The organism is Novispirillum itersonii subsp. itersonii ATCC 12639, assembly GCF_000381985.1.
GTDB lineage: Bacteria > Pseudomonadota > Alphaproteobacteria > Rhodospirillales > Rhodospirillaceae > Novispirillum > Novispirillum itersonii.
This window is the reverse complement of the sequence record NZ_KB907342.1, coordinates 180851-207289: the sequence shown is the minus strand read 5'-3', so window position 1 is coordinate 207289 and position 26439 is coordinate 180851. Positions and strand designations below refer to the sequence as shown.

Below are 26439 nucleotides of genomic sequence, written 5' to 3'. Positions count from 1 at the left end.
TTCCAGGCCTGCCGGAGAGTGCCGTTTTCATGCCGCAATGGGTTAAATTCGCCCTCGAAATGGGGCCGCTGCTGGTGTTTTTCGTTGCCAACTCCCGCTTTGGTATCGTCACCGGCACCGCCGTCTTTATGGCAGCCACCCTGATCGCGCTGGCCGCGTCATGGAGTCTGGCCCGGAAAATTCCGGTCCTGCCATTGGTCTCAGGGGTGTTTGTACTGGTGTTCGGCGGCCTGACCGTGTGGTTGCAGGACGACCTGTTCATCAAGCTGAAGCCCACCATCGTCAACACCCTGTTCGGGCTGATTCTGCTGGGCGGTCTGGCCACCGGGCGGAATTTCCTGAAAATGGCTCTCGACGCCGCGTTTCAGGTCACTGAAGAGGGCTGGCGGATCCTTGCCCTGCGCTGGGGCCTGTTCTTTCTGGTGCTGGCGGTGATCAATGAGATCGTCTGGCGCAATGTCGCCACCGATGTCTGGGTCAACTTCAAGGTCTTCGGTATCACGCCGCTGACCGTCATCTTCAGCCTGACCCAGATCCCGGTTCTGCTGAAACATCAGATCCCGCAGGACGGAGCAGAAGAGGAAAAGGCCTGACCGCCGCCTGTTCCGCCGTTATGGCCGCTCGCCCAACGCAGCGCGGGCGGCATTCCATTCCTTCAGCATCGTTTTGGCACCACGGGTATTGTTGGTGCGCAGATGCTCGCGGTAACGGCGGTCATAATAGCCATTGACCCCGACCCGGCCCGCAGCACGGTCCCAGGCGATCCGCTGGCACTCAAGCTTCAGGCGGCATGCCTCGCTGCAGCATTCGGCATCGACCGCCGGGGCACCGCAGATCTTACAGGTCATCGGGGCATCCTCCGGCACGCATCAGACAACAAAAAACCCGCCGGGCGACAGCACCGGACGGGCAGCATCAGCGGAACGGAAAATGGCGCACCCGACAGGATTCGAACCTGTGACCCCTGCCTTCGGAGGGCAGTACTCTATCCAGCTGAGCTACGGGTGCATCCGTATCCCGCGACCGGCGCGGGCTGCTGAGGGAGCGCACCTTACTGCGACACCGCGCCCGGTGCAAGAGGAGAATTGAATTTTTTGCTTTTCCACCAAGGGCCGGGCCTCATCCCCCGGTCAGTGACGCTTCTCACTTGCAAAAATCATCCAAACATCTGATGTTTGGATGATTAGCAACAGACCCTGCCCAGATCTGCCATCATGCCCACATCCGCCGCAACCGCCCTGCCCTCTCCCCCTGATGACAGCGGGCTTGCCCCCGTCCCGGCGCGCACATCCCGCGTCGACGACACCATCGCCACGCTGCGCCATCAGATCACCAGCGGATCATGGGAGGTCGGCGACCGGATTCCGCCGGAGGGCAGACTGGCAGAACAGCTGGCAGTCAGCCGGGGCACCATCCGCGAGGCTATCCGTGTTCTGTCACACGCGGGCATGCTGGAGGTCAGGCAGGGTGACGGCACCTATGTCCGCCGCCGGATCGACCCCGGGGAATGCCTGCGCCGGATTGACCGCGCCGGGCTGCGGGCCCATCTGGAGGTCCGCCGGGCGCTGGAAGTCGAGGCTGCCCGTCTGGCAGCCAGCCGCCGCACCGCTGCGGATCTGTCGCGCCTGCACCTGACCCTAGATGCCCGGGGTGATTCCGGCCAGTCGTCCGACCCCTTGTGCGACATACCGCTGGATAATTTTGTCGACCGGGATCTGCGGTTTCACCTTGCCGTGACCGACGCCGCCCATAACCCGGCTTTAAGCGAACTGTACGGCCTGTTCGCTGAGACCATCCGCCGCTACATCGTCACCGCGCTGCAGGATACCGCCCTGCCCGACCCCAGCTATGACGCCCACCTGTCCATTCTGACCGCGATCACCGACCGGGACCCCGACCGGGCCGCCGCCGCAGCAGCAGCCGTCATCTCGCCGATGATTGAGGCGCTGGATGATCTGTTGTGCCCCTCCGCCTGAACTCCCCCCCTTTCCGCTGACTTTCCCAACCGGATACCCCACCATGTCCCTGCGTGAACCCCCTGCCCCTCTCCCGCCTCTGGATACCGAAGCGGTTGAGCATCTGGCCGAAGAGCTGCTGATTGACGCCGATGAGGCCACGGCGACGATCCCCCCTGCCGCACCGGTGGCGGCGCCCGCTCTGGCAGGCGGAATGATGCTGATCATCGCCATTGTCATGGTCGGCTTCAATCTCCGCCCGGCGCTGTCCAGCGTCGGACCGGTGCTGTCCGAGATCATGGCGACTCTCGGCCTTGGCGGCAGCGGGGCAGCCCTGCTGACCACCCTGCCGGTGGTCTGCCTCGGCCTGTTCTCCGCCGTTGCCCCCGGCATGGGGCGGCGGCTGGGGACCGAGAAAGCAATCCTGCTGCTGATGCTGCTGCTGATCGCCGGTCTGGTGCTGCGGCTGATCGCCGGTCTGGTGCTGCGGCTGGTGGTGAATTATCCGGCCCTGCTGCTGTCCGGGGTTATGGTCGGGGCTGCCATCGCCGGAATGAACGTGCTGCTGCCGGGGCTGGTCAAGCGCGACTTTCCGCATAAAGCAGCCCTGATGGCCGGTGTCTACACCATGGCCCTGTGCGCCGGGGCGTCACTGGCCGCCGGGTTTACGGTTCCGCTGGAACAGGCTGCCGGGGGATCATGGGCCTTTGCCCTCGCCTTCTGGGCGGTGCCCGCCATCATTGCCACTGTGGTGTGGATCCCGCAGGTCCGGGCCGGACGCAGTGCCGCCGCCGGAAAAGGCTGGCTTGTCCGGGGCCTGACCCGGGACCCGCTGGCATGGCAGGTTACCCTGTTCATGGGGCTGCAATCGTCGATGGCCTATTCCCTGTTCGGCTGGCTGGCCCCGATCCTGCGGGATCGCGGACTGGACCCGGTGCAGGCCGGCTGGGTGGTGTCCCTGTCGATCCTGATTCAGGTGCCCTCTTCGCTGCTGGCCCCGATTCTGGCCACCCGCCGCCCCAGCCAGAGCATTGCCACGGTGCTGACCCTGATCCTTACCCTGATCGGGATGCTGGGATTTATCTTCGCCCCGCTGTCCACCGTATGGATCTGGACCCTGTTTTCCGGTGTCGGCCTTGGCGCGGCTTTCGCTCTGGGGATCACCCTGATCGTCCTGCGGGCCAGTGACAGCCATGTTGCTGCCCAGTTGTCCGGCATGGCACAGGGCTTTGGCTATACCCTTGCCAGTGGCGGGCCGTTTCTGGTCGGCGTGCTGCATGATGCCTTTGGCGGCTGGACCGCCGTCGCCATCCTGTTCGCGGTCATCTGCTGTACCGGGGCGCTGTTTGGCATCGGGGCCGGGCGTCCCCTGCATGTGAAGGCGGAAAGCCACCCGCGCTGACCGGCCTGCCATCCACCGGCCACAGGTAAAAAAGACAGGAAGACCGCCCCCGGCCTTCCTGTCCGTATTCTAGGGTAACTATCATTGCCAGCACATCGCCGGACAGGAGAGCCCTGTTAAGGCTTTTTCTCCTCGCCAGACGCCGCTTCGGGCTTTTTGCTCTCCGGCGCTTTTGCCTCCGGCTTCGCGTCTTCCGGCCTGACATCCTCCTTCGGCGGAGCCGGTTTCCTGACCGGGGGCGGCGGACGCAGCACACTGTCCGGCACCCAGCCGGACAGCGACGGGGTCACCAACAGGACCCAGCCCTTCTGCCGGTCCATCACCGCAACACTGTACTCACCGGGGGCAAGTGCCCCAAGTGGTGCACAGTCAGAAGCGGCGCAACGCCGGACAGTCACCGGCTTGGCACTGAGGGTTAACGGCTGACGGTCGAGAAACGGCAGATCACCGGGGCGTAACGGCCTGACCGTCGCCGAAGCCGGGGCCTTAACCGTCTCAGCAGGCAGCACCAGCGGATGCTCCCCCCGCAACGGATAGGCAAATTTACCGTCCCGCACCGCCAGAACAGTCAGAACCGGCCTGTCACAGCGGGGCAGCAGCTCCACCGGCAGCCGCAGGCTCCAGCCCGCCATGCTCAGATTGCTGTGAATGGTACGGGCAATATCCGGTGTCGGCTCCTGCACCGGGGCGGCCCCGACAACCTTGCCACAGACCGCCGCCAGCACATGACTGAAGCGGATGCCGATCAGGGAATCCCCGGCCCAGCCGGAGACTTCCAGCGTCTCCCCCAATCCGGGGGAGCGCCCGGCCAACGGAGCCCCATTCAACGCCAGACGGGCCGCATAGCCCGCCTCACCATAATCCAGCGCCCAGCTTGTCAGCGGGTACTGATCCGCCGGGGCAAAAGCCGTTGGTCCCGGCGGCGGGGCCGGGGGGGCATCCGGTATCGGGGCCGACACCACCGGGCGGGCCGCAGGGGCTTTAAAGCGGTCTGCGACCTGCGACAGATCGGCGGACGGCGCAGCCTCGGGCTTTTTGGGCTCACCGCGGACAACCTCAGACTTGCCCGCGTCAGCTTTGACAGCCTCCGGTTTATGAGTGTCAGGTTTATGGGGGTCAGGCTTTGCCGGTGTAGACGTGGATGCCGGATCCGGTTGACCGGGGCGGCTCCCCGGGGCCAGAACAGCCTGCCCGGCACGGATCAACGCATCGCCCAGCGCCGCAGAATAGCGGGCGACATCATTAAAAGGCGCCGCCGGATCATCGGCGGGGACCGCAACCCCCGACTGACCGGGCACCACACCGGACACCGGCGGGCGGAACATCTCCGTCACGCCATAGCGCAGGCCGATGCCGCTTGCCGCCGCCAGCAGGGCCAACGGCCCCAACCACACCACCTTACGCATGATCCCCCACCTGCACGCCTGCCAATCCCCGCTGCTCCCCGCCCGGTTGCCCGGTCAGAGGGGGGGAGTGTCCGTCCGTCTGGCGAACATTTCGACCTGCCATTCCATCTCACTGATGGTCAGGCCAAAGGGCAGATCCTCGCTTTCCGTCAACACATCAGACGGCGCGACCCGGGCCAGACGGGACTGAATCTGTACCGACAGCGCCGGGGACAGGGCCGCATGCCACACCAACGCCGCGATGGCCTTGCAGTTGGCCATGCGGATTGCCTCCAGCGAAGCCCCTGGCATCAGGTGATTCAGCACATCCAGCGCTGCCGCAACAAATTCAATGTCACCGACCTTGATCGCCTGCAACAGCACCGGGGCACCCAGATCGCCGCGCCGGTACATTTCGACGGCCTGCCGGAACGCCTCAATCCGCGCCAGCGGCCAGCCGGACACGTCGATCCGCTGCAGAATCTCCGGCAGGCCGCTGCCAGCAGCCGGATCAACAGCAAGCCGGTATTCCGGGGTCGGATGGATCTTTTCATCGTGCAGGCGGGCATGAACCACCCGCTTGACCTCAGCCAGCGTCTCCGGCGACAGATCCCGGCGGTCATGCAGCACTTTCAGCCAGCGATCGGCGACAAACTCCGCCAGACGCATCGCCGCATGACGGTGCAGGCCGGGGCGGCGGACCAGAGGCTCGTGCCATTCCAGACGGTCGGGGGCATTCTCAATCAGGTGGTCGAGGGTTTCTTCCCGGATCTGGGCTGATGTATTGCGCAGCAGATCGGCCACCGCCACCGTATCATCGGTCTCTGCGATGGCATCGGCAACATCGGCGCACAGACGCTGACGGCGCGAGATCGCCGACAGCATCGCCGAAGACGGGCTGGCCGCAATGATATCAAGCAGGTCCTCATCCTGCAGGACCGGCGAATACTCCAGCACCGGGGTGGAAACTTCCTCCACATCCCGCGCCAGCCGACGGATGACATCAGACGGGGCGTCGATCACATCCTTGATCGCTTCCGACAGAATCTGACGGACCCGCACCATCTGGTCCTGCGCCAGCCGGGAAATGACCCGGTAAGCTGCCTGCCGGGCACGGTCATGCTCGTCCGGGCTCAGGCCCGGAGCCAGCCGGGCAATCCGGAAAGCCAGATCAGCCCGGACCCGGTCATCCTGATCCTCCACCAGCACCAGATGCGCCAGCGCCGGGGTTGACCCGTTCAGGGCCACGGCCCGGCGCACCGCCGGATTGGTATCCTCTGACAGGAAATACAGGATCTCCGCCGGGACATCGGTCCGCGATGCCAGCGCAATGCGGATGGCCGGATCCTCGCTGCGCGCATACTGCTTCGCGGCATCATAAGGGATCGGCTCAAACGACATCAGGTCGTCCGGCAGCGGGGGGGCTGGCGGCATACTCCGCGGGAGAGGGTCAGGAGTGGCAGGAGCGAGTGCCCCGGTCTCTTCAAGACCGAGAAGACGCTTGAGGAAGGATGTCATGACAGGGCCAGCTCCTCCTCGGGGTTATGCCGGGCTTCGCCCGGTGGCAGCAGAAACCGGATTTGCCCGAAGACAGGCATCACGGCTAAAAAAGACAGGGTCACGGTCAACACGACACCACAGACAGAAACAGGGTACGACATCAGCGGCACAGCATCCCGTCAGGCAGTCCGGACAGGATGCTCGGCAACCGCAACCCCCAGCTTACCTGTCTTTTTAACCGAGTACATCGCCTGATCCGCCCGCGCCATCAAATCGTGCAGGCTCTCCGGATGGACCGGATCGTATACCGCAATCCCGATCGACACCCCCAGCGGATAATCCGGGTTGCCTGAGCGCGGGCGCAGCAGCCGTTCTGCCATCGACAGCAGCAGGCGGGCCTTGTCCTCTGCAACATCACGGGTGCCGCCTTCCAGCCAGACCGCGAACTCATCCCCGCCGAGACGGGCGACCAGATCAGTCGGGCGGGTATTGCCCAGCAGCATGTCCCGCACCAGCTGCAGCACGGCATCCCCGGCAGCATGGCCATGCACGTCATTGACCATCTTGAAGTTATCAAGATCGACATACAGCAGGGCGGCAAAAGAGCTGGTCCGCTGCAGCCGCTTATGGCGGCGGTCCATTTCCTCGAAAAAGGCCCGGCGGTTAAAAAGCCCGGTCAGGCTGTCGGTCCGCGACAGGCGGACGATGCTTTCATGGGCGGCAATCTGTTCGTTGGCAATGCCGATCTGGTCAGCCAGATCCGACAGCAGGAAGCGGTCATCGACACCCCAGTTGCCGCGCTCCATCACCCTGTACAGCACCACCGCCCCGTTGACCCGGTGGTGATGACGGGAGGCCACCGCCAGCACCTGACGGCCCTCAACCTCAATTTCCACCAGCTCTTCGCCACGGTCGAGGGCATCCAGAACCGGCAGCGAGGACAGATACGGCAATGCCCCATACCGGGCACCGGGGATCAATCCGGCGGGCAGTTCGCTCGGGTGGCTTTCCTCCAGCGTTTCGCTGGGACGGCGGAAGATATGGCAGTCGCTGGCCCCCATGCCGCGCGCCAGCGTTTCTGCGGCGACATTGAGCATATTGTTGGGATCGACCTCATCGCGGAAGGTGCGGACAATGTGGTTGACGATCCGCTCACGGTTACGGGCACGGGCCAGTTGCAGATCACGTTCGCGTTCCGTCGTCACATCCCGGCAGACCCCGCGGGTGCCGATCCAGCGGCCAGAGCGGTCAAAAATCGGACGGGCGGCAACGGTAACGCAGACCGGTGCCCCATCCACCCGGCGGACCCAGACCTCGCCATGCTCAATCGGCACATGGGTGGAAAAAGGGATCCCCGTCTGAGCATCGCGCTCCATCACCAGATCGACCGGGTCGCGCCCGATCAGATCGGCTGCCGGATGACCAAGCGCCCCGCGTGGGCTGACAAACACAAAGGTGCCGTCAATGCCGGTTTCCCAGGCGAAATCCGACGAAATCTCGACAAAATCCTTGTACCGCTGACGGCTTTCGACCAACGCAGCCCGCAGATTGTGATGCAGGGTCACCTCGCGCCCCAGCATCGCCACCCGGCCATCGGGCAGGGGCAGCACGGTCAGGTCAAAGGTATACAGACCATCACCGGCCTCAATCTGCACCGTGCCCTGATTGGCGTGACGACTGCTGGCGCAGACCGCGACAAGGGCCTGAGCCTCAGCAGCATGACCGTCCGCAAGGGCCTGTGCCAGCGGCGTTTCCTCCGGCTGGGCCGTCAGCAGGGTTCCACTGGGGGAAAACAGCAGCAACGGGCCGGGAAAGCCGCTGAGAATACTGTCCGGCACGGGAGAGTCTCCCGGGGCACCGCCAGCCGCCGGCTGTTCCGTCTGAGGCGGGGCGATATCAGCCCTGTTCACCGTCTTCCACTCCTGTCCGCAGGATCTGCCCACTACTTTCTTTAGCATGGATCTGTTCAGACTGGCATCAGCCATTCTGCTGAGACGGCCATGACGGAGGGATAGGCCCGGAGTAAGCCCTCACTACCTCGTGCAAAAAGACGCTTGCAGCTATAGTCACTAGAGGGATTAGCGTGATCTCAATGTTCCATGGCCCCCTGGCGTCCGTCGCCCTTCCGGGACCGTAACCGGAGAGATCCGAAATGTCTGAGTCTGCCGCCCCCCGGCTGTTCTGGACCGTAACCGGCATGGATTGCGCGTCCTGCTCCACCAAAATCACCCGTGCCCTGTCGCGCCTGCCCGGCGTCAGCGATGTCCGCGTCGCCATGATGTCTGAGCGCCTGAGCCTGAGCCTGACCCCCGGCACCACCACCCCGGCGGAGATCGAGGAAGCCGTTATCCGGCTGGGCTTTGGCATCACCCCGGCCAGTGGACAGGACCCCACCCCTGCCCCCGAAATCCAGTCCTGCTGCGACAACCCGTCGTGCGGATCCGGGGCGGATGGGCAGGACCACGGCCATCCCCACGAACACAGTCATACCCACGAACACGGTCATGCCCATGAGCACAGCCACGGTCATGGACACAGCCATGATCATTCCCCCGCACCGGCGCACACCCCGGCACAGACCCCGGCCGACCGGCGGTGGTTCCAGACCGCCAAAGGGCGGCTGGTCCTGCTGACCGGGGCTTTACTGGCTGCGGCCTGGGGACTGGAAACCGTGATCGGGCAGGATCTTGGGCGATGGGCCTTCACCGCCGCCTGCCTGATCGGGGTTGCCCCGGTCGCCCGGCGGGCGTGGGAGGCCCTGCGCACCGGCAACCCGTTCACCATCGAAAGTCTGATGGCGGTTGCCGCCGCCGGGGCGCTGGTGATCGGCGCAGCAGAAGAAGCGGCGCTGGTGGTGTTTCTGTTCGCCGTCGGCGAGGTGCTGGAAGGGGTCGCTGCCAGCAAGGCCCGCAACGGAATCCGGGCACTGGCGGCATTGGTCCCGAAGACAGCCCTGCTGCTGACCGCCGACGGCCCCAGAGACGTCCCCGCCGCCAGTCTGCGCCCCGGTGCCGTGGTGCTGGTCCGCCCCGGCGAGCGGATCCCCGCCGACGGCACGGTACAGGACGGAACCTCCGGCGTTGATGAAAGCCCGGTGACCGGTGAGAGCATTCCCCGGACCCGGACTGTCGGGGATGCGGTTTTCGCCGGATCGATCAACACCGAAGCAGCCCTGACCGTCACCGTCACCCGGGACGCCGATGACACCACGCTGGCCCGGATTGTCCGGCTGGTGGAAGAAGCCGAAGAGGCCCGCGCCCCCACCGAACGGTTTATTGACCGCTTTTCCCGCTGGTATATGCCGGTGATCGTGCTGGCGGCGCTGCTGGTGGCGGTTGTTCCGCCACTGGTCGGTGGCCAGATGTGGGAAACATGGATTTATCGCGGGCTGGCCCTGCTGCTGATCGGCTGTCCCTGCGCTCTGGTGATTTCCGTCCCCGCCTCCATCGCCTCTGCCCTGTCAGCGGGGGCGCGGCGCGGGCTGCTGATGAAAGGCGGCGCGGTGATCGAGGCCGCCGCCGCCATCCGCCATGTTGCCTTTGACAAGACCGGCACCCTGACACTGGGCCGCCCGCAGGTGACCGACGCGTTCCCGGCCCCCGGCGTTGCCGCTGCCACACTTCTGGCCGTCGCCGCCGGTGTCGAGGCCGGATCAAACCATCCGCTGGCACAGGCCATCACCCGCAAGGCCGCCGCAGACGGGGTCGCTGCCCGCCCGGCCACCGCCGCCCGCGCCCTGCCGGGCAAAGGGGTGGATGCACAGATCGACGGGCAGACGGCGATGGTCCTGTCCCCCCGCTTTGCCGAAGAGTCCGGCCTGCTGCCGCCATCCCTGCGCAGTCAGACAGACGCACTGGAAGCCGAAGGCAAAACCGTGGTTGCCGTCAGCCATGGCAACACGCCCCTCGGTCTGCTGGCCCTGCGGGATGAACCCCGCCCGGATGCGGCAGAGGCTATCCGGCAACTGCGGGCCATGGGGATCGGCGCAACCATGCTGACCGGGGACAACCGGCGGACGGCAACCGCCATTGCAGCCCCGCTGGGCGTCGCGGTCCGGGCGGAGATGTTGCCCGAAGACAAGCTGACCGCCATCAGAACCCTGTCCGCCGGACAGACTGCTGCCGGGCAGGCCGTCATGATGATCGGGGACGGGATTAACGATGCCCCGGCCCTGAAACAGGCTGCGGTCGGGGTTGCCATGGGATCGGGGACCGATGTGGCGCTGGAAACTGCCGATGCCGCCATCCTGCGCGACCGTGTCACCGATATCCCGGCGCTGATCCGGCTGGCCCGGCTGACGATAGGCAATATCCGGCAGAACGTTGCCCTCGCTCTGGGACTGAAGGCGGTCTTTCTGGTGACATCGGTTCTGGGCCTCACCGGACTGTGGATCGCCATTCTGGCCGACACCGGGGCCACAGTGCTGGTGACCCTGAACGCCCTGCGCCTGCTGCGCGCCACCCCGGACCGGGCGGACGGATGATGCGGACAGGATCAGCCGTTGCCCGCGTGATCAGTCTGGCCGGGGCTGCCGTCGCCGTGGATCAGGGCAGCAAGGCGCTGGCCCTGATCCACCTGCGGTACCGCGACGGGCTGGATCTTCTGCCCGGCCTGCGCCTGACTCTGGCGTTCAATGAAGGGGCTGGCTTTGGCCTGCTGGCCGGGGTCATGGCCGGGCGGCCCCTGTTGATGGCAGCCCTGACCGGGGGCATCACCCTGCTGTTTGCGGTGATGGCCCTGCGCAGCCCCGGACGGTGGGAACAGGCCGGGCTGGCCCTGATCACCGGTGGATCACTCGGGAATATCGTTGACCGTCTGCGTCAGGGGGCAGTGACTGATTTCATTGATCTCTACTGGCGCTGGCCGGACGGACAGACCAGTCACTGGCCGACCTTCAATGGTGCCGACATCGCTATCGTGCTGGGGGCAGCCTGCATGCTGCTGTCTGTGCTGACCGACCGGCGGCAGACAAAACCATGATCGGCGGGCACCGCCCCAATCATTCACCACATGAATAGTTTTACTCATCATACTAAAGTTCAGAACAGGGCAGCAGCGCGGTAGGGTCTGCACATCAACCGGGCCGTGATCAACGGCACCCACCAGCAGACACCAAGGATTTCTGATCATGTCCGACACCAGCTTCGAAACCCCCGCCTCCGCCTATGCCGCCCTGCTGCTGCGTCTGGCGCTGGGGGTGATGACCCTCTCCCATGGCCTGATGAAGGTTTTTGTGTTTACTCCGGCAGGCACCGTTGCCTTCTTTGAAAGCCTCGGCCTGCCCGGCTTTACCGCCTATCTGGTGATGTTTGCCGAAGTGGCCGGCGGTCTGGCCCTGATCCTCGGCCTGCATGTGCGCCTTGCCTCCGTGCTGCTGCTGCCGACCCTGATCGGCGCGGCGCTGGCCCATTCCGGCAACGGCTGGGTGTTCTCCGCTCAGGGCGGCGGCTGGGAATTCCCCGCCTTCTGGACCATCAGCCTGCTGGTGCAGGCCCTGCTGGGCAAGGGTGCCTTTGCTGTCCCGGTTGATCTGCTGGCGATGGTCGGCATCGGCACCCGGTCTGAAGCCGCCTGATCCCTTACATCAGGCCCTTCAGACGCAAAGACACCGCAGGGTCGCCCCCTGCGGTGTCTTTCTTTATTATGGGGCCCGTATTATGGGCCGGGGCCGAACAAATCCGGCGGATCCGCCTGCGCCGGGTTGACTGACCGATAGCAGCGGGTATCCTCCCCTCCGCACCCTGCCGCGACGGCAGGGCTGCCGTCTCAAGCCCGGACTTATCCCCGGATCCCTTGTCCGCAGACACCGGAGTTCCCCGTCCCATGTCCGTCACCTCCTCCTTCCCGTCCGTGACCGCGCTTCAGGCTGCTGTTGAAGCCGCGTGGGAAGCCCGCGACCAGATCTCTCCCGCCACCACCGGCGAGGCCCGCGACGCTGTTGCCGAAGCGCTGGCCGCCCTTGATTCCGGGACTCTGCGGGTGGCGGAGAAAAAAGACGGGGCGTGGGTGGTCAATCAGTGGCTGAAGAAAGCCGTGCTGCTGTCCTTCCGCCTGAATGCCATGGCCCCGATTTCCGGCGGCCCCGGCGGGTCAAGCTGGTGGGACAAGGTGCCGTCGAAATTTGATGGCTGGTCCGATGCCGAGTTCACCGCCGCCGGGTTCCGCGCCGTTCCCAACTGCGTGGTCCGCAAGTCGGCCTATATCGCCCCGGGTGTGGTGCTGATGCCCAGCTTCGTCAACGTCGGTGCCTACGTTGATTCCGGCACCATGGTTGACACCTGGGCCACCGTCGGCTCCTGCGCCCAGATCGGCAAGAACGTCCACATTTCCGGCGGCGCCGGGATCGGTGGCGTGCTGGAGCCGCTGCAGGCCGGCCCGGTGATCATCGAAGACAACTGCTTCATCGGGGCCCGTGCCGAAGTGGCCGAGGGCGTGGTCGTCGAAACCGGCGCCGTGCTGTCAATGGGGGTGTTCATCGGGGCTTCCACCAAGGTCATCGACCGTGCCACCGGCGAAGTGTTCATGGGCCGCGTCCCGGCCTATTCCGTGGTGGTGCCGGGCAGCCTGCCGGGCAAGCCGCTGCCCGACGGCACCCCGGGGCCGAGCCTGTACTGCGCCGTCATCGTCAAGCGCGTTGACGAAAGAACCCGCTCCAAGGTGTCGATCAACGAACTGCTGCGCGACTGATCGCCGGTCTGTTCTGCCGGGGGTGGGCCTGCCTGCCCCCGGTTCTGTTTTGTGAGCGCCCCTCTCCCTGATTCTGCAGAAAACGGATTCCCCAGCCGTGTCCACCTCCACTGTCCCCGTGTTTGATCCGGTTGCGCTGACCCAGTCGCTGATCCGCTGCCCGTCGGTGACCCCCGCCGATGCCGGGGCGCTGGATGTTCTGGCGCAGGCGCTGACCGCCCTTGGCTTTGTCTGCCAGCGCATGACCTTCTCGGAAGAAGGGACGCCGGACATTGACAACCTGTATGCCCGCCTTGGCACACAGGGCCCGAATTTCTGCTTCGCCGGGCACACCGATGTGGTGCCGGTCGGCAATGCCGGGGGATGGACTGTCGATCCCTTCGCCGCAGAAATCCGCGACGGCAAACTGTACGGCCGTGGCACCGCCGACATGAAAGGGGCCATCGCCGCCTTTGTCGCCGCCGTCTCCCGCCTGATGGCCGAACAGGGGGCCCCCGATGGCTCCATCAGCCTGCTGATCACCGGTGACGAAGAAGGCCCGTCCATCAACGGTACCCGCAAGGTGCTGGACTGGATGGCTGAACGCGGTGAAAACATTGATGTCTGTCTGGTCGGCGAACCGACCAATCCGCGCGTGCTCGGGGATATGATCAAGATCGGCCGCCGGGGCAGCATCAGCGGCTGGATTACCGTCCACGGCACGCAGGGCCATGTCGCCTATCCGCATCTGGCCAACAATCCGGTGCCGCGTCTGGTGCGGATGGTCTCCGCCCTGCTGGCAGAGCCGCTCGACCACGGCAATGACTTCTTCCAGCCGTCGAATCTGGAAGTGGTCTCGATTGATGTCGGCAACCCGACGACCAACATCATCCCCGGCGAGGCCCGGGCCCTGTTCAACATCCGCTTTAACACCCAGCATACCGCCACCAGCCTTGAGGCGTGGATCCGCGCCAAACTGGATGCCACCGTGCTGGATCCGGCCCGCGACGGGGCCGATGCTGATCCCGCCGCGTTTTATACCCTGAAAATGACGGAATCGGGCGAAGCCTTCCTGACCCAGCCGGGGCCGTTCTCGCGCCTGATCTCGGATGCGGTGCAGGCCGTAACCGGCATGACGCCGGAGCTGTCCACCAGCGGCGGCACCTCTGACGCCCGCTTCATCAAGAATGTCTGCCCGGTGGCGGAGTTCGGGCTGGTCGGCCAGACCATGCACAAAGTCAATGAGCACATCGCCGTCGAAGATCTGGAGAAATTGACCCAGATCTATCAGCAGGTGCTGACCGGCTACTTCGCAATCGGTGGCAGGATCTGACGCGGATGCACTCCTTGCACGCCCTGCGGCAGATCCTGTTCCAGATCCTGCGCTTCAACACCAAAGTGATTGATGCCTTTCCGGCATCCCCGGCTGTGACGCTGGCCTCCTTCCGGGTCGGGGTCTATGTGGCCCCGGTCTATCTTCTGCAAAGCCTGTTTCATCTGCTGCAGCCGGGCGGAGATCAGGATTTCGTGACCTTCGCCGCCACCGAGGTGCTGACCTACGTTATCGGCTGGGTCCTGTTTCCGGTCGTGCTGCTGCAACTGGCCCCCCATCTGGGCTGGGGGCGGCGGGTTTTGCGCTACATCACCGTCTATAACTGGTTTCAGGTGGCCGTGGCGCTGGCGCTGCTGCCCTTCATCGTCCTGAACGGCCTGCAGATCATCCCGCTGGAGGCCGCACAGTTCCTGATGATGATCACGGCCACCGCCATTATGGTCTATAGCTGGTTCATCGCCCGCCACACCCTGAAGGTCCCCGGCCTGACCGCCACCGGCTGCGTGGTGCTGGACCTGCTGCTGTCGGTGTTCATCAACGGGGTGCTGCCCAGCCTGATCTGAGCCGCGCTGTGATGACAGAAAAGGGCCCGGCAGATCACCGGGCCTTTTTGCTGCCTGCCATCAGCGCCCACCCTCAGCGCCCGAACGGCTGGATCACCTGATAGGTGATCTGCTGTCCGGTGGCCTCCGTCACCCGGATCCGCGCCCCGCGATAGGTGATCTCCGGGCTTTCGGTCAGATCATACTGGGCCTCGACGGGCGGAAGGATACCATCCCGGTAGCTGACCCGGATCACCGGCCCGATACGACCCCCGTAAGTCAGGGTCTGCAACCGTCCCCCGGCCTGCGGATCCGGGCGGGTCAGCCGGTCATAAGGCGGGGCTGCCGTACAGAGCTTACCGCCCAGCGTGGAGACGCCGCACAGCTCCGCCCCGTCAGACCGCAGCATCAGGGCCTCAAACGGATCGGTCAGCGCCCCGGCCTGCACCCGCCCGCCTTCCGGGGTGTCCTCTGGCCGGTAAAAAACCGCGCCGTCCGCCGCCCCGACCTGCGTATAGATGCCCGCCGATACGGTGTAGCTTAACAGCCCCCCGATGGTCAGCGGAGCATGCAGACGAATGGCCGGGCGGTTTGCCACCGTTCCATCCCGCAGCATGTCTTCGCCCACGGTGACCGTCACGGTCTGCCCCGGCGGGGGTGCGGTCACCTGCTGCACCTGTACCGGGGTATTATACTGCGGCGTGGTGATACACCCGGCCAGCACCAACGGCAGCACCACACCCAACAGCCGGGTAATCCCGCACACTCTCATCGTTTCCGGTTTCCATCCCAATCTATGACACCGGACAGACTGTCCCGAATCACACACGGAAATACAACCGGAATGGACTGTCCTATTTCACTTTCACATCCATCCGCGCCAGATTGGCGCGGGCCGTCTCCGCTGCCGCAGACTCCGGGGCAGTCCGCAGGACAGTCATCCAGGCCGTACGGGCCGCCGCATCATTGCCGGTCACCCGGGCCAGAATCCCCGCTTCCAGCAGGGCATCGGGATTGGTCGGCTCCAGGGCCAGAGCGCGGTCAACATCGGCCTTGGCGAGATCCAGCGTCTCCAGACGGCGATACGCCGCCGCCCGCAGGGCGAGGGCGGAAACGCGGTTCGGCTGACGGTCCAGCACCGCATTCAGGTCATCGACCGCATCCCACGGCTCACCGAACTCAATACGGACCACGGCCCGGTCTTCCAGCACATCCGGATCACCGGGCAAAACCTTAGCCGCAGCATCCAGCACCGCCAGCGCGCGCGGGGTCTGCCCGGCCAGAATGCGGGCCTGCGCAGCCTGCCGCAGCAACCCGGCCTTGATACCGGCACTCTCACGGCTTTTCTCGGCCAGATTCTCCATCAGGTCGGCGGCAGCCTCGGGTTCATTCAGCCCCAGCAGGGCCGTCGCCCGGCAATGTTCCGCCGGAACCCCGCCCCCGAAGGCCGCCCATTCCCCGGCCTGATCGAATCCCGCTTTCGGGCGCTCGCGGGCGGTCTTCATGCAGGCGGCATAGTCCGGGCTGTTCCAGCCCGACTCAGACCGCGGGGCCGTGGCAGCCGGGGCCTTCGCCGGGGCAGGCGGATGGGCGGGCGCTTTCTTGTCCTGCGCGGCCAGTGCCGGGGCAACGGCCATGCTGCCCAGCATGACCACGGTCAAAGCGATCTTCCGCGATATCCGCATGATGGGTTCCTCAAAGACACCCCGGTCCGGCGACACGGCCAGACCCTCTGGATCATTTCGGGGGCGGACCCTTGCCGCTCCCCTGTCGCGGTCTTACGTTGAAACTCAGGCCAAATCAAGGCATCCGCCTTGTTCCGCCCAAACCCGGAGGTCCCATGTCCCGCCATCTGTTCTGCTTCGGTCTGGGCTACAGCGCCCGCGTCCTGGCCCGCCGCCTGCTGGCAGAAGGCTGGACCGTCAGTGGCACCGTGCAGGACCCTGCCCGCAACCCGGCGGACGGCATCACCCTGCATGCCTACAGCGGGGCGGCACCTCTGCCGGAAACGGTGTTTGACGGGGTCACCCATGTGCTGTCGTCAGTCCCCCCGGCGCGGGAGGGCGGCGATACTGACACAGAGCAGGACGGCGGCGACCCGGTGCTGCGCCACCATGCTGCCCTGCTGCGGCAGAAGCTGCACGACGGCAGCCTGCAGTGGGCCGGATATCTGTCCACCACCGGTGTCTATGGCGACCATGGCGGCAACTGGGTGGATGAAGACACACCGATTGATCCGGATCTGCCCCGCTCGGCCCGGCGGGCGCGGGCGGAAGCGGCGTGGCTGGCCCTCGGCGGGCCGGTGCATGCGTTCCGGCTGGCCGGAATCTACGGGCCGGGCCGCAGCGCCCTGGACAGCATGCGCAGCGGCACCGCCCGGCGCGTGATCAAGCCGGGGCAGGTATTCTGCCGGATCCACGTCGATGACATTGCTGCGGTGGTGCGGGCCTCGCTGCTCCAACCAAATCCCGGACGGATCTATAACGTCTGCGATGACGAACCGGCCCCGCCGCAGGATGTGATCGCCCATGCAGCCACCCTGCTGGGGCTGCCGGTGCCGCCGGATCTGCCGATCGAACAGGCGGCCCTGTCGCCGATGGCGGCCAGCTTTTATGCCGATAACCGCCGGGTGCGGAATACCCGGATCAAGCAGGAGCTGGGAGTCACCCTGACTCATCCCACCTATCGTCATGGGCTGGAAACCCAGCTTGCCGGGCAGAGCCGCGCCGCAGAATAACCCCCCGGGTCAATACTGCTGTTCGTCCCCGCGCAGGCCCAGCGCCCACATCAGCCCCAGCGCCGCCCCTTTGGCACGGGGCAGGACGGACAGCACCATTTCTGCCCCGATCAGGCCAAAGACCAGCAGGTGCAGCCACAGCGGCGGCTCCCACAGCCGTTCCACCGAGATCACCGCCGGGATCAGCAGATGGCCGATGACCAGAATGCTCAGCCACGGGGCAAAGTCATCGGTCCGGATGCCGGAAAACGACTCGCCACAGTCGGCACAGGCCGGGGTCGGCTGCAGGTAGCGGATCATCAGGCCCGGCTGGCCGCAGCGGGGGCAACGGCGCCGCATCCCCCGCCACAATGACAGCATCAGTGGCCGGTCAGCCCGCAGGCGGCGGTGATCCCGGCGGTGCGCTGCCCACTGACGCTGCCAGTCAGTCTCTGCCTCTCCCGCAGCAGCGGTACGAGCAGCCGCTGAATGCGCCTGATCCGGATGATCCGGGTGATCTGGCGGAACCGTCATGGCGGATCCTTTCGCGGCGCAGGCCGCAGCAGAACGGGGGAAGCACCAGTATAGCGCCATCGCCCCGCCCGCCGGGACAGATTTCATCCCCAGTGGCAAAAACGGCAAAAATCAGGCGGCAACCTGAACGTCCGATAAACACCGGTTTCAGAGTGGGTTCAAACCATGGGGCCTATAACAGCAGCATTGGAACGGGGCACTGACCCCCGGCGCGACCTCCGACCCCTCCGTCATTCCCCACGGGTCGCGCCGGAGCTGACCACCGCTTCCACTGTTATTCTGACCCGCTGGAGTCCCCGATCATGACCTCCCGTAAAACCCTCGCCCTCGGCCTGCTTGCTTCCGCCCTGACCTTTGGCGCCCTCAGCCTGCCCGCGATGGCAGCGGACCCGGCCTGCCCGGCCCGCCCGGCCCATGGCCCGATGAAGGATGGTCCGGTCAGCAAGCAGGACTTCCTGAATATGCATGCCAGCCGCTTTGACCAGATGGATACCAACAAGGACGGTACCCTGACCCGCGAAGAGATGGCGGCCTTCCACAAGGCAATGAAGGACTGCGCCGGTGACCGGCATGGCAAAAAGGGCGACCACCGCCATGGCGACATGAAGCGTGGCGCGGCCCCGCAGCCCGCCCCGCAGGCCCTGCCGGAACGGGATGAGCCGTAAGCCCTGGCGGGAATAAGGCCCTACCCCTTTTCCCTTCTCTCCTGAAGTTCCCTCTCCCCTCCCTGTTTAGTCTCCCAGTTTAGTCTCCCTGTCGTTTTGTTTCCCTTCCTCCCAAAACTCGGCGGCCCGGTACGACACACGTACCGGGCCACTTTTTTCATCCGGGCAGAAAAAGAGCGTCAGCCAGCCTTGCGGCGGGCCGCAGCCGGGCGGTCAAGCTCCTGCAGGGTTTCCATCAGGGTAGAGCGGATGGTTTTCAGCTTGGCCGGATGGTCGATCTTCATCCCGAACACATCCTTGACATAAAACACGTCCACCACCCGCTCGCCGTAGGTCGAAATGTGGGCCGAGGCGATCTGCAGCCCAAGATCACTGATGGTCCGCGCCACGGAGTACAGGAAACCGGGCCGGTCCCGACCATTGACCTCCAGAATGGTGTGCGTTTTCGACAGGGCATTATCGATGATCACCCGTGGCGGCACGGTGAACACCTGCGTCCGGGATGGCAGGCCGGAGGGTTTCGCCGCCAGTTCCTTCCGCAGATTGGTCCGCCCGGTCAAAACATCCTCGATCGATCTGCGCAACCGGCTCTGTTTATCGGTATTGACCGGCAATTCCCCCTGCGGGTCATGCACGCTGAAGCTGTCCAGCGCCATGCCGTTGGTCAGGGTGACGATCTTGGCATCAACAATCGAACATCCCAGCAGCGAAATCGCCCCGGTCAGCCGGGCAAACAGCCCCGGGTGATCGCTGGTATAAATGGTGACATCGACCACATCGCTGGATTTCAGCGGGCGGATGTCCACTGTCAGGGGGGCTTTGTCGGCCTCCGCCCGGTCAACCATCCGGGCATGCAGGGCCTGCGTCACGGTGTCATAGGCCAGCCAGTAAGACGGATAGCCCAGCGCCAGAAACCAGTCGACCCGCTCCGGCGCCCAGTCCGTCAGGGCCGCCCGGACCGCATCTTTGGCACGGGTGACGCGGATGTCACGGGCTTCAGCCGACAGACCACCTGACAGGGCATCTTCGGTGCGGTAATACAGTTCGCGCAGCAGGGTCGCTTTCCAGTTGTTCCACACCTTGGGGCCGACGGCGCGGATATCAACACAGGTCAGGACCAGCAGCAGGCGCAGGCGTTCCGGGCTCTGGACCAGTTGTGCGAAGGACAGAATGGTCTGGGGGTCATCAATATCACGCTTAAACGCCACCCGCGTCATCGCCAGATGATGCAGCACCAGCCACGAGACGGTCTCGGTTTCTTCCGGCGTCAGCCCAAGACGCGGCCCCAGCTTGCGGGCAATCTCGGCACCCAGCTCGGAATGATCTCCCCCCCGGCCCTTGGCGATATCGTGCATCATCACCGCCGCATACAGGGCCCGGCGTGACTGCACCGTATGCACCACCTGCGAAGCGACCGGCAGATCATCCTTCAGTTCTCCGGCCTCAATCCGGCGCAGGATGCCGATGGCACGGATGGTATGCTCGTCCGTCGTATAAACGTGATACATGTCATACTGCATCTGCGCCACCACATGCCCGAATTCCGGGATGAAGCGGCCGAACACCCCGGCCTCATTCAACTGGCGCAGGGTCCCTTCCGGGTCATTCGAATCGGTCAGCATCTCCAGAAACAGCGCGTTGGCCGCCGGATTGGGCCGCAGACGCGGGACCAGCTTCAGGTTCTCCGTCACCAGCCGCAGGGTGTTGGGGTGGATATCCACCTGCTGGGTCTGAGCATGCCGGAACAGCATCAGGAACTGGATCGGATCTGCCAGAAACGCCGCTTCGTCCTTGACCCCGATGCGGCCACTGTCGATGACAAAGTTGCCGATGCTTTTGCGTCGCCGCAGCGAGAAGCGGGGCTTGCGCTTGTTCTGCTCTTCCAGCACCGCACAGAACACCCGGGTGAGATCCCCGACATCCTTGGGGATCAGGAAGTAGTGCTTCATAAAGCGTTCCACCCCGGCGGCCCCGGCGTGGTCGGTATAACCAAGCTGGGCGGCAATCGCCTTCTGGGCGTCAAACGTCAGGCGGTCTTCGGCCCGGTTGGTCAGATAATGCAGATGGCAGCGGACAGTCCACAGGAAGGTCTGTGCCTTGATGAACAGCCGGGCGGTGGGGGTGGTCAGCACCCCGATATCCACCAGTTCCCGCACATCGGTGATGCCATACAGGTACTTGGCAATCCAGTACAGGGTATGCAGATCACGCAGGCCGCCCTTGTCTTCCTTGACGTTAGGCTCCAGCACATAGCGGGAATCGCCCAGCCGGTTGTGGCGGGCATCACGCTCAGCCAGCTTCTGCTCGACAAATCCGGCACCGCTGCCAGCAATGACCTCAGCGCGGTACCGCTGACGGAACTCTTCGGCCAGCGGCTTGTCCCCCCACAGCCAGCGGGCTTCCAGCAGGGCGGTGCGGATGGTGATGTCGGTTTTGGCAAGACGGACACATTCGTCAATCGACCGGGTGGAATGCCCGACTTTCAGCCCCAGATCCCACAGGATATAGAGCATGTATTCCACCACCTGCTCTGAATACGGGGTGGATTTGTAGGGCAGCAGAAACAGCAGATCGAGATCGGAATAAGGGCACAGCTCGCCCCGGCCATACCCGCCGACGGCCAGAAGGCTCAGATGCTCCCCCTTGGTCAGCGATCCTCGCACGAACACATGGCGGGTCACATAATCGTACAGGGTGACGATCAGCTGATCCATCAGGTAGCAGTGTTCCCGCACCGTCACCGACCCGTTGGCCCGGTCTTCAAGGCAGCGGCGCTTGACCTCATCAAAGCCACGGCGATAGGCATCCTTCAGGGTTGCCAGAAGCTCCCGCCGCTTTTCATGCGGCTTCAGATCCCGTTCGGCCAGATCGTCCAGACGGATCACCAGATCCTTACGGTCGATGATCTGGCGCGGCTTGCGGATGGCATGGGTCGGCATAGTGGCGGCGGCCCCCCTTTACGGAATACGCAGTGTGCTGTTCACTATAGGCACTGACGGACAAACCGCCAGTGCCCAAAGGATGTAGACTGCTGATTTGTTTGGCACTGCCATCTCAGTGCAGTGTTTTTAAGCAAAACATTGGTTTCCCTCTGCCTGCTTGATAAAGGTCAGCCCCGCCCGTGCACCAGCCTGTCTCGCCCCCGCTGCCGCCCGTTTCCCCCACCGGACGCCCCGATCTGCCGGTGGCGCTGGGAAAGGTGATCCGCAACAGCCCGGCCGCGCATGCCATCCGGCTGCTGGGGGACCGCTGGAGTTTTCTGGTGGTGCGCGATGCCTTTCTGGGCCGCACCCGCTTTGATGAATTCGTCCAGACCACCGGGGCCCCACGCAGCACCCTGACCAAACGTCTGGCAACCCTGACCACGCGCGGGGTTCTGGCCCGTCACCCCTATCAGAGCCACCCGCCCCGGGACGATTATCTGCTGACCCCGATGGGGGAAGATCTCTACGATTTCGCGGTCTCGGTCTGGCATTGGGAGATCACGCACGGCCCGAAAAATGCCGGCACCACGGTGCCGGACCGTCTGCGACACCGCCTGTGCGGTCAGGCCTTCGACCCGGTCACGGTCTGCCTGGACTGCGGACAGCCCGTGTTGCCGCGTGAAGTCGCCTACCGGGTGGAGGCGGAGCAGATCGAAGCAGCGGAAGCCGCGCTGGAAGACGGCAGCCCACAACGGCGCAGCCGCCCGCCGGGGCCGGGGCAGATCCCCGGCGACCCGTCGATGCTGCAGGCAGCAGAGCTGATCGGGGACCAGTGGACCCCGCTGCTGATTTCGGCGCTGCTGCTGGGCATCCGCCGTTATGACGAATTCCAGAAGGAACTGAAAGCCGCGACCAATATTCTGGCGGATCGGCTGCGGCTTCTGGTCGAAGCCGGCGTCGTGCGGCGGATCGCTTATCAGGACCATCCGCTGCGCTACGAATACCGGCTGACCCGCAAAGGCCGGGACCTCTACCCGGTGATCATGGCCCTGCACCGCTGGGGAGAACGCTGGCTGGTGCCCGAGGCTGCTGTCGGCCTGCATCACCACTGCATCGATACCCCGCTGGCAACCGCCACCGTCTGCAGCTACTGCCGCCACCCCTTGAAACGGGGGGACGTGACGTTCAAGGTTTCAGTCCCGGTACGGTAAAATCCACCATCCCTTTACATACAGATCACCAATCCTAACTGCCCTCTAGAAGAAATAAATTGAGAGGCCATTGGACCAGAAATTAGATGTGATTCCCTATACGATTCCCTTATAGGCCTTATGACACTCCGCCGACAGATCAGGCTTCCCGATTTTGATACAACTAAGCAAAAACATGTCTGCCTGTATTATTCTATTATCTCTCATATACAGTTTTATCATCAGCGGTAACATGCTCTGAGGGCTTCCCAGGCGGTCATAACTTGCCTCCGCAGCCTCCCGACCTTTCGTCGCCGACTCTCCGAGCTGATACATGATATAACGCTCATGCTCCTGCCAAAGAGAATCCTCTGACTGAACAGCCGCTCGCATCAAGGCTGTCGCCGTGTCACGGTTTCCGGCCTGCATTTCTGCCCTCGTCAACAGATTGCGTGCGGAAGGAAGGTGACCTGCAGCCCCAGCTTTCACTTTCCGTGCCCTCGCAAGGGCCTCTTTTCCAGACTGACCAGAAAGCAGTTCTGCCACGTCATTGATCTCTTGCATCCCCTCGAAGAAGGCTTTGACGTGGCGCTTCTCCTTCAAGGCCAGCCAAGGTTTGACCGTCAACGGCGGGCGGTCAAGGTCGGCATAGAACTGATCCTGATACGCAGCAATCTCGCGCCCACGGTCGGCAGCGTCGTCGTGCTTTTTGGATAGTTCGGCCTTCAAAGCCTGAACGCCCTGCGAAGCATGATCCAGCATGGCAGCAAAGGCAGCCGAGAAACTTGGGATCTGTGGCGATGCAGCCGTCCCTTCGGGCCGCTTTGTCGCCTCCTCTCCTTCAGCCGCCTGGAAGGCAGAGAGCCGCTCCGCCCGCTCGACCTTACGGCTGTTACTGATCCCTTCCCAAGTATGCATACGGTCTAAAAGGGCCGTCATCCCCACTGGGGAGTAGCCGGCACGCAGGAGAAGATCCATTCCAAGCCGATCAGCCTGACTTTCCTGCTCCCGACTCAAGGAAGGCATGAGGCCTGTGCTGCTGAACTCTAAGACAGCCTCATTCACCAACGCCTGACGCACCAGAGTATCATCCATGCGCCCCTTTTGATTGTGGCGCGCCATCATGTATAAGGTTGCACCCCCGTACAGACCCCCAGACAGATCAGATATAATGTCTGTACTATAGTGTTCCATAAGAACATGAGCGTATTCATGGGCAATAAGAGCGACAACCTCATCCTCACTCTCAAGTGAAGACAACATGCCATGCGCAATAAAGATGTTTCCGCTGGCCTGACCGAAAGCCGTAAAAGTTGGCTCTGGTGTTATATATATGCGTGCGGGTGCAGGAGAGGTCGGCAACGTTGCCTGCACTTTACCCAACAGGTCATTCAGGTATTTATCCAGATCCGGGTGCTTCGCCACACCCATCTGTAACCGGACAGTATAAAAATCTTCTCCAGTCCCATCCAGTGATGCCACCTGCCCAAGCGCTGGCCCCTCTGCAATTTTTCTGTGCAGTAAAGGCTTCTGCTCCGCAGAACCCGCGATCAGCTCACGCATAGAGTCCTGCGTCTGACACCCGGAAAGAACAAAAAGCGCTGCCCCCATGATAGAACAGGCGCGCAAAGAGGCCAAAGCAGACCACACTTTCATCATTTGCACCCTTCTCCCGCGCCGCGGACTCCGGCATTCATCCGGTCAGTCGACACAGTCACGCTGCCGGTCGGGCATTTGGCCCCTGCTGATAATTTTAGCAGAACCTGCACCCGATCGACCCAAACCGGCCCTTCATTTGTTTGAATCTGGACATATCCCCGCGAATCTTCAGCCAAAACAGGTGCCGGAAGCGGCGGCAAAGCAGACAGGGTGCCGGATCGGATAAACCGGTCTCCGTTAATCGTGTAAATTTTAGGGTTCTGGATTTTAAAACCCAGCACTTCCTGCCGATCCTCTGCATATGAGGATCCCCCGGCCAGCATGATGCCCGCAATCAGCACAAGACGTCCAAACAGAACCACCCGCATTTTATTCACCCCTTCCCTCCTTCCGATAACTCTACAACACCACCACGATCCTGAGACTTCCAATGAGGCAGATGAAGAATCAATTCAACTAAAATAAAAAGACCAAGCCAATCCAATGGAGGCTGACGAAATACAAAATACAGAACAAGACTCGGAACCAAAACCATAAAAATAGCTAAAAAATGTAACCATAAACGCACCCGACGCGGGCGAGAACGCAACAAAATACTAACAGCAAGTGCCGTTAAAGCACCAAGAGCAATCAATATAGGAAACTCATTCTTAGATGTACTGTAGTGTCCACGCCCCCATGTCATCAAATTGTCCAAAGCCATAGCGTGCAGATAGACACCGGGGATCATTCCATGGACGGGACTTTTGACGAGATCATGGATCCCATCAAGATTGGTGCCGATCAGAACAATCCGGTTTTTCAGAAGACGGTCAGCCTCTTCCGTCCCCAGATTGTCCTCCATCACCGTCACGGTATAGGGGCACCTCTGCCGACCTTCTTCCTGCGCATCATCATCAAGAGCCTGCACCAGAGCCAAAGCCGTAATCCGTAAAAAGCTCCAGAACCGCCCAGCCCCCTCTGACACATTCATGTCACAGCCCGCGACTTCGATCTGGCTTTGCTCCTGCATGATCGGCGACACCATACGCCCCCACTGGACCTGCACTGGTCGGCACAGAGCATCCCCGCTCATCAGGCTGGCACTTTCCGCGCAAGCCGGATTGTTACCGTCACAGGCAATCCGATAAAGGGCCATCGCCGCAGTCTCAGGATTGAGTCCGTTTTGACAGGGCGGTGGTTCCTGCTTTTTTTCGGCATTCACAAGGGCAGAGTTCGCCCCATAAGAAATACCCGGCGTCACAACCAAGGGATAAGCTCCGGACGTATTCGCCCAAGCCGTCAAAACCTCGGAAACACCGGCCTCACGAAATAAGCTGCTGCCTGCAGCATCCATCTTCGCAAATAAAATGGGTGGTGCTGCATCACCAAGCTCCTGAATATCCTCCCGCAGGGCGGCAACGGCGGTCGGCAATGTGTCATCATAGGCCCGATGGTCTTTCAGGATGACGTCAACGAAAACAGCTTTCGGCTGCGAGGCCAGCACGCGGCGGACAACCTCTTCATAATATGTGTAGCGAGGCGGCCACGATGTCTGCCGGCTCTCCAACGTTCTTTCATTAATCAGGACAACCGCGATTTCATCCTGAGCCGCAGACCCGTAGAAGGGGGCAGCCAACCGCTCCACCAATTCGCTAGAATAAGAATCGAGCGCCTTCATCATCCCAAAGGGATCCAGCTTCTGAACAAGAAGGCTCGACACAGACCATATGATAAAGAATGCTAAGGCAACAGAGTACGTTCTAACCTGGACTATAATTCGCCATGAGAAATTTTCACCACCAAAATCATTTCCTAAAAAAACATCCTTTAATCTATGCACAAAATTCATGAATAAAGCAGTAAAAAATCCCGGAAGCTCCCTAAGACCTACAAGACCATCGTCTTTATATTCAAAACTATCACCCCTCTCACCGCCATCATTCCTCCCCCCTTTCACGATTCCTCCCTACCCTTTTCACGCATATA

At 63.1% G+C, this 26439-nt stretch carries 24 protein-coding genes and 1 tRNA gene; 13 read left to right on the top strand and 12 right to left on the bottom strand.

What is annotated here, in order from left to right:
* The first annotated feature begins 29 nt into the window (after positions 1–29).
* Positions 30–593: a septation protein A gene (locus G365_RS0111055; protein ID WP_019645592.1), complete on the top strand. Its 564-nt coding sequence runs from the start codon at positions 30–32 to the stop codon at positions 591–593.
* Between the two features lie 18 nt (positions 594–611).
* Here G365_RS0111055 and G365_RS0111050 read toward each other — a convergent pair whose 3' ends face one another.
* Entirely contained in the window at positions 612–848 is a 237-nt protein-coding gene (locus G365_RS0111050) for a hypothetical protein (protein WP_019645591.1), read from the bottom strand.
* Between the two features lie 83 nt (positions 849–931).
* Positions 932–1008, bottom strand: a tRNA-Arg gene (locus G365_RS0111045).
* A 206-nt stretch (positions 1009–1214) separates the two neighbouring features.
* On the opposite strand from G365_RS0111045, the gene G365_RS24470 reads away from it, so the two are divergent.
* A complete protein-coding gene (locus G365_RS24470; protein WP_019645590.1) occupies positions 1215–1976 on the top strand; it encodes a FadR/GntR family transcriptional regulator in 762 nt (253 codons plus the stop codon).
* 43 nt (positions 1977–2019) lie between these two features.
* The gene (locus tag G365_RS0111035; protein WP_019645589.1) at positions 2020–3357 is read left to right on the top strand and encodes a CynX/NimT family MFS transporter; all 1338 of its coding nucleotides are present in this window, start codon (positions 2020–2022) and stop codon (positions 3355–3357) included.
* Positions 3358–3473: 116 nt separating this feature from the next.
* Here G365_RS0111035 and G365_RS0111030 read toward each other — a convergent pair whose 3' ends face one another.
* The 3 genes from G365_RS0111030 to G365_RS0111015 form a co-directional block, all read right to left on the bottom strand.
* A complete protein-coding gene (locus tag G365_RS0111030; RefSeq protein ID WP_019645588.1) occupies positions 3474–4763 on the bottom strand; it encodes a hypothetical protein in 1290 nt (429 codons plus the stop codon).
* A 54-nt stretch (positions 4764–4817) separates the two neighbouring features.
* Positions 4818–6176 carry a DUF2336 domain-containing protein gene (locus tag G365_RS0111025; RefSeq protein ID WP_051089874.1) on the bottom strand — a complete coding sequence of 453 codons (1359 nt, stop codon included), beginning with the start codon at positions 6174–6176 and terminating at the stop codon, positions 4818–4820.
* A gap of 245 nt (positions 6177–6421) precedes the next feature.
* Positions 6422–8080: a sensor domain-containing diguanylate cyclase gene (locus tag G365_RS0111015; RefSeq protein WP_051089882.1), complete on the bottom strand. Its 1659-nt coding sequence runs from the start codon at positions 8078–8080 to the stop codon at positions 6422–6424.
* A 314-nt stretch (positions 8081–8394) separates the two neighbouring features.
* On the opposite strand from G365_RS0111015, the gene G365_RS0111010 reads away from it, so the two are divergent.
* From G365_RS0111010 to G365_RS22960, 6 genes are all read left to right on the top strand, one after another.
* Positions 8395–10725 carry a heavy metal translocating P-type ATPase gene (locus G365_RS0111010; RefSeq protein WP_019645584.1) on the top strand — a complete coding sequence of 777 codons (2331 nt, stop codon included), beginning with the start codon at positions 8395–8397 and terminating at the stop codon, positions 10723–10725.
* Entirely contained in the window at positions 10722–11222 is a 501-nt protein-coding gene (gene lspA / locus G365_RS0111005) for a signal peptidase II (protein WP_019645583.1), read from the top strand. The genes G365_RS0111010 and lspA overlap by 4 nt, the downstream gene beginning before the upstream one ends.
* A 148-nt stretch (positions 11223–11370) precedes the next feature.
* Positions 11371–11817 (top strand): DoxX family protein, encoded by a 447-nt coding sequence (locus tag G365_RS0111000; RefSeq protein ID WP_019645582.1) that lies wholly within the window; start codon positions 11371–11373, stop codon positions 11815–11817.
* 248 nt (positions 11818–12065) lie between these two features.
* A complete protein-coding gene (gene dapD / locus G365_RS0110990; protein WP_019645580.1) occupies positions 12066–12929 on the top strand; it encodes a 2,3,4,5-tetrahydropyridine-2,6-dicarboxylate N-succinyltransferase in 864 nt (287 codons plus the stop codon).
* 97 nt (positions 12930–13026) lie between these two features.
* A complete protein-coding gene (gene dapE / locus G365_RS0110985; protein ID WP_245554739.1) occupies positions 13027–14241 on the top strand; it encodes a succinyl-diaminopimelate desuccinylase in 1215 nt (404 codons plus the stop codon).
* Between the two features lie 5 nt (positions 14242–14246).
* The gene (locus tag G365_RS22960; protein ID WP_019645578.1) at positions 14247–14804 is read left to right on the top strand and encodes a hypothetical protein; all 558 of its coding nucleotides are present in this window, start codon (positions 14247–14249) and stop codon (positions 14802–14804) included.
* 73 nt (positions 14805–14877) lie between these two features.
* Here the strand turns inward: G365_RS22960 and G365_RS0110975 are convergent, their stop codons facing one another.
* Positions 14878–15549, bottom strand: coding sequence for a hypothetical protein (locus tag G365_RS0110975; RefSeq protein WP_019645577.1), 672 nt, complete (start codon positions 15547–15549; stop codon positions 14878–14880).
* Positions 15550–15637: 88 nt separating this feature from the next.
* Positions 15638–16468, bottom strand: a complete 831-nt coding sequence (locus tag G365_RS21220) for a tetratricopeptide repeat protein (RefSeq protein ID WP_019645576.1) — start codon at positions 16466–16468, stop codon at positions 15638–15640.
* A gap of 155 nt (positions 16469–16623) precedes the next feature.
* Between G365_RS21220 and G365_RS0110965 the strand changes: the two genes are divergently transcribed.
* Entirely contained in the window at positions 16624–17520 is an 897-nt protein-coding gene (locus tag G365_RS0110965; protein WP_019645575.1) for an SDR family oxidoreductase, read from the top strand.
* Positions 17521–17529: 9 nt separating this feature from the next.
* Here the strand turns inward: G365_RS0110965 and G365_RS21215 are convergent, their stop codons facing one another.
* The gene (locus G365_RS21215) at positions 17530–18033 is read right to left on the bottom strand and encodes a DUF983 domain-containing protein (RefSeq protein ID WP_019645574.1); all 504 of its coding nucleotides are present in this window, start codon (positions 18031–18033) and stop codon (positions 17530–17532) included.
* On the opposite strand from G365_RS21215, the gene G365_RS24465 reads away from it, so the two are divergent.
* Positions 18032–18160, top strand: coding sequence for a hypothetical protein (locus G365_RS24465; protein ID WP_019645573.1), 129 nt, complete (start codon positions 18032–18034; stop codon positions 18158–18160). The genes G365_RS21215 and G365_RS24465 overlap by 2 nt on opposite strands.
* A gap of 175 nt (positions 18161–18335) precedes the next feature.
* Positions 18336–18698 (top strand): EF-hand domain-containing protein, encoded by a 363-nt coding sequence (locus G365_RS21210; protein ID WP_019645572.1) that lies wholly within the window; start codon positions 18336–18338, stop codon positions 18696–18698.
* 179 nt (positions 18699–18877) lie between these two features.
* Here the strand turns inward: G365_RS21210 and G365_RS0110945 are convergent, their stop codons facing one another.
* Positions 18878–21637: a [protein-PII] uridylyltransferase gene (locus tag G365_RS0110945; RefSeq protein ID WP_019645571.1), complete on the bottom strand. Its 2760-nt coding sequence runs from the start codon at positions 21635–21637 to the stop codon at positions 18878–18880.
* Positions 21638–21819: 182 nt separating this feature from the next.
* Between G365_RS0110945 and G365_RS21205 the strand changes: the two genes are divergently transcribed.
* Positions 21820–22833 carry a winged helix-turn-helix transcriptional regulator gene (locus G365_RS21205; RefSeq protein ID WP_019645570.1) on the top strand — a complete coding sequence of 338 codons (1014 nt, stop codon included), beginning with the start codon at positions 21820–21822 and terminating at the stop codon, positions 22831–22833.
* A 96-nt stretch (positions 22834–22929) separates the two neighbouring features.
* Here the strand turns inward: G365_RS21205 and G365_RS0110935 are convergent, their stop codons facing one another.
* From G365_RS0110935 to G365_RS0110925, 3 genes are read right to left on the bottom strand one after another with little or no spacing between them, the layout of a single operon-like run.
* Complete coding sequence (locus tag G365_RS0110935) at positions 22930–24471, bottom strand: M48 family metallopeptidase (protein ID WP_081628519.1); 1542 nt, start codon at positions 24469–24471, stop codon at positions 22930–22932.
* Positions 24468–24839 (bottom strand): hypothetical protein, encoded by a 372-nt coding sequence (locus G365_RS0110930; RefSeq protein WP_155976229.1) that lies wholly within the window; start codon positions 24837–24839, stop codon positions 24468–24470. Before G365_RS0110930 ends, G365_RS0110935 begins: the two co-directional genes overlap by 4 nt.
* A gap of 5 nt (positions 24840–24844) precedes the next feature.
* Positions 24845–26410 carry a CHASE2 domain-containing protein gene (locus G365_RS0110925; RefSeq protein WP_155976228.1) on the bottom strand — a complete coding sequence of 522 codons (1566 nt, stop codon included), beginning with the start codon at positions 26408–26410 and terminating at the stop codon, positions 24845–24847.
* Between the last annotated feature and the right edge of the window lie 29 nt (positions 26411–26439).